6 protein-coding genes are annotated in these 7,215 nt (G+C 40.3%); all 6 read right to left on the bottom strand.

The genetic code is table 11. The annotated features are described in order from the left end of the window. Window positions 1–86 precede the first annotated feature (86 nt). Window positions 87–1,754: a ribonuclease J gene (locus A33I_RS08960; protein ID WP_012959332.1), complete on the bottom strand. Its 1,668-nt coding sequence runs from the start codon at window positions 1,752–1,754 to the stop codon at window positions 87–89. A 332-nt stretch (window positions 1,755–2,086) separates the two neighbouring features. Next, window positions 2,087–2,962 carry a 4-hydroxy-tetrahydrodipicolinate synthase gene (gene dapA / locus A33I_RS08965; protein WP_022628126.1) on the bottom strand — a complete coding sequence of 292 codons (876 nt, stop codon included), beginning with the start codon at window positions 2,960–2,962 and terminating at the stop codon, window positions 2,087–2,089. Between the two features lie 39 nt (window positions 2,963–3,001). Then, entirely contained in the window at window positions 3,002–4,228 is a 1,227-nt protein-coding gene (dapG, locus tag A33I_RS08970) for an aspartate kinase (RefSeq protein WP_022628127.1), read from the bottom strand. Between the two features lie 15 nt (window positions 4,229–4,243). Further along, the gene (gene asd / locus A33I_RS08975; RefSeq protein WP_022628128.1) at window positions 4,244–5,290 is read right to left on the bottom strand and encodes an aspartate-semialdehyde dehydrogenase; all 1,047 of its coding nucleotides are present in this window, start codon (window positions 5,288–5,290) and stop codon (window positions 4,244–4,246) included. 153 nt (window positions 5,291–5,443) lie between these two features. Then, window positions 5,444–6,037: a dipicolinate synthase subunit B gene (gene dpaB, locus A33I_RS08980; RefSeq protein WP_022628129.1), complete on the bottom strand. Its 594-nt coding sequence runs from the start codon at window positions 6,035–6,037 to the stop codon at window positions 5,444–5,446. Between the two features lie 70 nt (window positions 6,038–6,107). Further along, a complete protein-coding gene (gene dpaA / locus A33I_RS08985; protein ID WP_022628130.1) occupies window positions 6,108–6,983 on the bottom strand; it encodes a dipicolinic acid synthetase subunit A in 876 nt (291 codons plus the stop codon). Window positions 6,984–7,215: the final 232 nt, after the last annotated feature.

Below are 7,215 nucleotides of genomic sequence, written 5' to 3' on the forward strand. Positions count from 1 at the left end.
TTATGTAGTCGTAGTATGAGCGTGATGAAGGAAAATCATTCTTATACATAGAAAAAGGCATGTCTTATGCGACATGCCTTTACCTATTATACCTCCATAATAATTGGAAGAATCATTGGTCTTCGTTTCGTTTGTTCGAACAAATAACGGCTTAACCCTTCACGAACATTACTCTTAAGTGAAGACCATTCATTAACGTTCTCAGTTACACATTTCTTTAAAATATTACTTACAAGCTCATTTGAATCTTCAAGAAGTTTCTCTGATTCACGTACATACACAAATCCGCGAGAAATAATGTTTGGACCTGAAACAATCTCACCGGTTTTCTTATTTAACGTAACAACGACTACAAGAATACCGTCTTTTGATAAGAGGCGGCGATCGCGTAATACAATATTACCTACATCTCCTACACCTAAGCCATCGATTAAAACATTTCCAGAAGGTACTTTGCCTCCCCTTCTAGCTTGGCCTTTTGTAAACTCAATGACTTCTCCCTTATCAACAAGATAGATATGTTCTTCTTTAACCCCAACTTCAACAGCTAGAGCACGGTGCGCATGCTGCATGCGGAATTCCCCATGAACAGGAACGAAGAACTTAGGTTTCATTAAGTTGAGCATCAGCTTTAACTCTTCTTGACTACCGTGGCCTGAAGCATGCACTTTTGTTTGGCCATACACGACATCTGCTCCAATACGGTGCAATTTATCGATAATACCTGAAACAGATTGTTCATTACCAGGGATAGCCGATGCAGCAATAATAACGGTATCATGTTCTGTAATCGTTATTTGACGGTGAGCACCTTTAGCCATTCTTGTTAACGCACTCATAGGCTCGCCTTGACTGCCTGTTGTTAATATTGCTAATTGATGATCTTTGTATTTATTCACTTCATCAATCTCAATAAGGAGGTTATCTGGCATTTCTAAATAACCTAATTTTGAAGCAATGGATAACACACGAACCATGCTTTTACCGACGACAGCCAATTTGCGGTTTGCTTTAACAGCTGCATGAATAACTTGCTGAATTCGGTGAACATTTGAAGCAAAGGTGGTCACTATTATACGTCCATCTGTATGTTCAAATACCTCTGCAATTCCTTGTCCAACTTCAGTTTCAGATTTTGTCGTACCAGGGCGCTCTGCATTCGTACTATCAGACATCAAGCAGAGAACTCCTTTAGATCCTATGGCAGCCATCTTACCGATATCTGCTTGTTTTCCATCTACCGGAGTTTGATCAAATTTAAAATCTCCCGTATGTACGACTGCTCCTTGCGACGTTTCAACACATACCCCCACCGAATCAGGAATACTGTGATTCACTCGGAAAAACGAGACATTGGTTGAACCAACCTTGATTCTTGAATTTGAATCAATTAATTTTAATGTCGTTTGACGGTGAATTCCCGCTTCTTTTAACTTTTCTTCCACTAATCCGAGGGTAAGTTTTGTCCCGTAAACTGGAACATTAATTTTCTTTAATACATAACTTAAGCCGCCGATATGATCCTCATGACCATGAGTTAAAATAATTCCTCTAACACGGTCTTTTTGTTCGACCAAATAAGATACATCAGGAATGACAATGTCTACTCCCAACATATCATCATCTGGAAACATTAATCCTGCATCAACGACGATAATATCGTCGTCTACTTCTATTCCGTACATATTTTTGCCGATTTCTCCGACTCCACCTAAGGCAAAAACACGTACTTTCTCTGTCTGTTGCTTTGACACTTGGCGTTCCTCCTAAACAATAAATTAAACGATATATGCATTAAGAAAGGAATCTCATCTGCAATAAAACAAGCAAATAAATTCTTTCTAATACGCTATTAATATAATGATTTCACTTTAACTAACGGTTGAAATTTACTCAAGCTCTGTGCTGTGAGCCACTTTAACCTTTTAACATAATTGGTTCCGAATACAGAAAAAAGCATACAACTAATCTTTTGCTCTTAACAACCCGTACGAATCACTTGAAATTAGTATACCTTATTCATGAAATGAAACACAAGACTGAACTTCCTTTACTACCAAAATCATGTAATAAAAAAAGCCTAACCTTAAAGGTTAGACTCTTCAATCGTTGTTTTTACTACCTGCTGCTCTTGCGTTGTTAGAGGAACCAAAGGAAGTCTCACGCCGCCTGTATCCAATCCGCATACTTGTAATGCATATTTTACACAAGTTGGATTTGGCGCATGAAACATGGCTTTCATTACAGGTAAAAGTTTTCGGTGAATACCACCTGCTTTTACTACATCCCCAGCTATAAACGATTGAATCATTTGCTGCATTTGTTTACCGGCAACGTGAGATACAACCGAGACGATCCCGTCAGCGCCAATGGCTAATGCAGGAATCGTAAGTGAATCATCGCCGCTGTAAACAAAGAAGTCCTCAGCCGTTCCTTCGATAATAGCGGCCATTTGCTCCAAGTCGCCACTCGCTTCTTTTACTGCTGTAATATTCTCTATTTCTGATAGCTTAATTACTGTTTCAGCTTCTAAATTGACAGAGGTTCTCCCTGGCACATTATAGAGCATAACAGGCAGTTTTGTAGATGCGGCCGCCGCATGAAAATGATCATACAATCCTTGCTGTGAAGGCTTATTATAGTATGGTGTTACAAGCATAACACCATCCACGCCGGCCTCAGCTGCTTCTTTAGTTAATTTAATTGTTTGAGCCGTATTGTTGCTGCCAGTTCCAGCAATAACAGCGGCTCTTTTATTTACGTGTTTCACAGCTAATTGAAACAACGAAATTTTTTCTTCTTCTGTAAGCGTAGGAGATTCGCCTGTAGTACCAGCAATCACCAACGCATCTGTCCCACGGTCAAGCAAATAATCTATCAGCTTTCGTGTTTTATCAATATCAACATTGCCTAACGAATCAAACGGAGTGACCATAGCCGTCCAAACATGGCCAAAATCCATAATGCCCAACTCCTTACAAGAGCAATTCTAGCTGACCCATTACAGTTGCTTATTCCCTGCTTCTTCTAGATGGAACATGTAATGTAGTGCATTAACCGCTTTTTTCATATCTTCTTCTTTAACGAGTATCCAGATCGTTGTATGAGAGTCGGCAGATTGCAGTATTTGAATGTTTTCACGCGACAAGGCTCCAACAATTTTAGCCGTTACCCCAGGCACACCGCTCATTCCTGCACCTACCGCAGAAACTTTTGCACAATGCCTTTGAACTTCAGGCTCATATCCCATTTCTTTCAAAATTAACAGAGCACGGTCAGCTACTTCATCAGACACTGTGTAGACGACCCCTCTTGGATTAATATTAATAAAATCAACACTGATCTTCTCATTGGCCATAGCCTTAAATACTTTCTCTTGAAGATCAAACTGCCCATCTTTAGCCAGCACTTTAATTTGAGTGATATTTGAAAGATGAGCAATCCCCGTTATTGTTCTGTCTTGAACATCCTGTGCTGCCTTATCAGAAAGCATAGATGTAACAAGCGTACCGCGGCTTTGTGAATGGGTAGAACGGATATGAATAGGGATTTTAGCCTGCATGGCAATTTCCACTGCTCGCGGATGAATCACTTTAGCACCTTGATACGCCATATTACAAATTTCATTGTAAGTCATCGTATCAAGCGCTCTTGCATCTGAAACAATCCTCGGATCTGCTGTCATGACCCCTTCAACGTCTGTGAAAATATCGACCCATTCAGCTCCTACTGCAGCTCCAAGAGCAGTGGCAGACGTATCACTTCCACCACGCCCTAGTGTCGTAATTTCCCCTGTTTTAGATTGACCCTGGAATCCAGCAACAACCACTACATCCTTCGTTTCAAAAAGCTTCTTAAGGTGATCCGAACGCATTTCAAGGATTTTAGCACTTGTAAAATCATCATTTGTTCTAAAGCCAGCCTGGGCACCTGTTAAGGCCATTGCGTTAGCTCCAAGCTCATTGATCAGCTCTGTGAATACGACAGATGAAATGACTTCCCCGCATGAAACCAGAAGGTCCTGTTCCCGTTTTGATATATGGTTAGAATCAACCAGCCCAAGAAGAGTATCTGTTGCATAAGGTTCACCTTTTCGTCCCATAGCAGATACTACAACAATCACTTTGTAGCCTTCCTGAACAGATTTCAACACATGCTGCGCTGCTTTTTTTCGAACCTCTTCATCTCTAACAGAGGTTCCTCCAAATTTTTGAACGATAATCTTCATAAGCCACCTACTCTTCTACGATAACAGTTGTAATTTTACTAAGCTCTCAGCAATTTGAACTGAATTCCATGCAGCACCTTTAATAAGGTTATCTGAAACAACCCACATGTGGTAACCATTATCACGATCAAGATCGCGACGAATGCGGCCGACAAATACATCTTCTTTGCCGACACAATCAGCAGCCATCGGATAAACTTGATTTGCTGGATCATCTTGAAGGGTAACACCTGGAGCTGTTTGTAATAATCCTTTTAACTCTTCTACCGTTGCGCCGCTTTTTTCTGTCTCAATGTAAACAGATTCTGAGTGTCCTGTTTCAATTGGCAGGCGTACACAAGTAGCCGCGACCTCAAGTGATTCCATGTGCATAATTTTCTTCGTTTCATTAATCATTTTCATTTCTTCAAATGTATATCCGTTCTCTTGGAATAAATCAATTTGCGGAACAGCATTAAACGCAATTTGATAATGCTTTTTATCTCCGCCTACTGGAAGAATTTCAGGAGTGAATTCTTCCTCATTTAAAATAGATTGTGTTTGGCTCTTCATTTCTTCAATAGCTTCAAGCCCTGCCCCAGATACCGCTTGATAAGTAGACACAACCACTTTTGTTAATCCATATTGTTTACGGATAGGCTCAAGCGCTACAACCATTTGAATGGTAGAGCAGTTAGGGTTGGCAATAATTCCGTTGTGATTACGAAGATCTTCTTCATTTACTTCAGGCACAACAAGCGGAACATCGGCATCCATTCTAAATGCACTTGTATTGTCAACAACAATAGCACCACGCTTTACGGCTTCTGGTGCGAGTGCTTTTGATACAGACCCTCCAGCACTAAATAGAGCAACGTGAACTCCTTCAAAAGATTCCGGAGTAGCCTCTTGTACGATATATGTTTCACCTTTAAAAGTGATTTCTTTACCAGCTGAACGCTTGGATGAAAGTAAAGTTAATTTTCCAATTGGAAAATTGCGCTCCTCTAAGGTTTTTAGCATTTGTTGTCCGACCGCACCTGTTGCTCCTACAACAGCTACATGATAGTTTGATGTTGTCATTTGTGTAGTTCCCCTTCCTGCGTTCATAAGTTTAATAGATTACGTTATCTTGACGCGATTGAACTGATTATAGCACAATAAATTCAACTTTTCGTCAATTTCCTCTATTAAACTTTAAGGGAAATCATTCATTTGTGCAACTTCGTCTAACCCTTAATCTTTGAATTTTTCTACCAGCACAGGCTGATACTGTACGCCAGCTAAGGCAGACTCCACTGTATCCACTAATGCTTCCATTCTAGCAACAAGCGAGTTAGGTTTTTTAACAGGATCGTCCTGCCCGAATGGAATAAAGTAAATATTTTTCGTTGCCATTAAACGCATGATATTTACACCATTAAGTCCGAGGGCATCATTTGTTGATATGCCAAGAACAACAGGGCTTCCATTTCTAAGAGTTGCTTTAGCCCCCATTAATACAGGGGAATCTGTTAATGCATTAGCAAACTTACTCGTTGAATTACCCGTAATAGGCGCGACAACCATACAATCAAGCGGAGTTTTCGGACCAAATGGTTCCGCCTTTACAATTGAATTAACAATTGGTTCTGAAGTGATTTCTTTAATTTTTGTTAACCAGTCTGCACTTTCCCCAAATTTTGTATCAGTAGATTCGACTGTATATGTGACAAAAGGTGTTACTTTTGCCCCTAGGTCTACCAGCTTTTGCATTTCTGGCAGTACAGCATCATACGTACAGTGAGATCCTGTTAATCCAAATCCTATATGCTTTCCTTTTAAAGACATATGAACCCTCCTCAACAATTTCAATAAGCTTCGGGCTGTTTTCTTAAATAGGTGAACTTTCTTCTGTTTTCTAATCTCCCTGTAAGAGATCTGAAAGTACATTAGCTAATATTTTCCCAGCTGTTTTAGGGGCGACAATTCCTGGGAGACCTGGTGCAAGCAGTGCTTTCATCCCTCTCTTTTCAGCATACCTAAAGTCCGTGCCGCCTGGCTTTGAGGCTAGGTCAATAATAAGAGCGTGCAGCGGCATCTCAGCGAGAACCTTTGCAGTAATGATTAATTCAGGAACGGTGTTAATACATATATCTACATCTGCTAATTCTTCTTTTAAGTGATCGGTATGAAAAGGCGTTAGTCCCATTTCTGTGATTCTTGCTAGTTGATGTGATTCGTTTGCCCCAACTTTAACATCTGCACCTAGGGCATCAAATGTTCTCGCTACAGACATTCCTACTCGACCTAATCCTATAACAGCTACACACGCACTATGGATTGTAATATCCGTATGTTGTATCGCCATCATAATGGTTCCTTCTGCAGTGGGAATCGAGTTATAAATAGCTATATCATCTCTATCCATTAATTTAACAAGTCTTCGTTTCGCTTTTTTTACGTATTGATTAAGGGTGTCATTTGTGATCCCTGAAAAAATGGTGCAATGCTGAGGTGTTTGACTGAACATCTCGGGTGTTAATGTTACTTTTTCATTCGAGAAAATGGTTTCTATTTCCCCTTCATTGTTCATTCCGCTTACCGGAAGCAAGATCGCATCGACTTTATTCCACTTCACATCATCAATCGATTGCTTGGATGCCCCTATATAACCATCATCTAATTGATCAAAACCAACTAATGAAAGCTTTGCATCAAGCGTTGATAATTTGCGAATAATCTCAAGCTGTCTTGCGTCACCCCCGATGACGACTATTACTTTACCCGTTAACATCAGCGTCCCTGCCCCTTTCCTAAAGTAGCCTTCACCCCCACATGTCGTCAGTTTTGTATACGTTGGAGGGAGTAACAGTATCTGAATTGATTCACGATAGCATATGTATAAACTTGATAATGGGTGAATAAAGGGAGTGATTTAAAAGACATGACTCAAATAAATCGAGTAGGAGGAGGCTATTAGCCTCCGACCTCTCACACCACCGTACGTACGGTTCCGTATACGGCGG

The organism is Alkalihalophilus marmarensis DSM 21297, assembly GCF_000474275.2.
GTDB lineage: Bacteria > Bacillota > Bacilli > Bacillales > Bacillaceae_D > Alkalihalophilus > Alkalihalophilus marmarensis.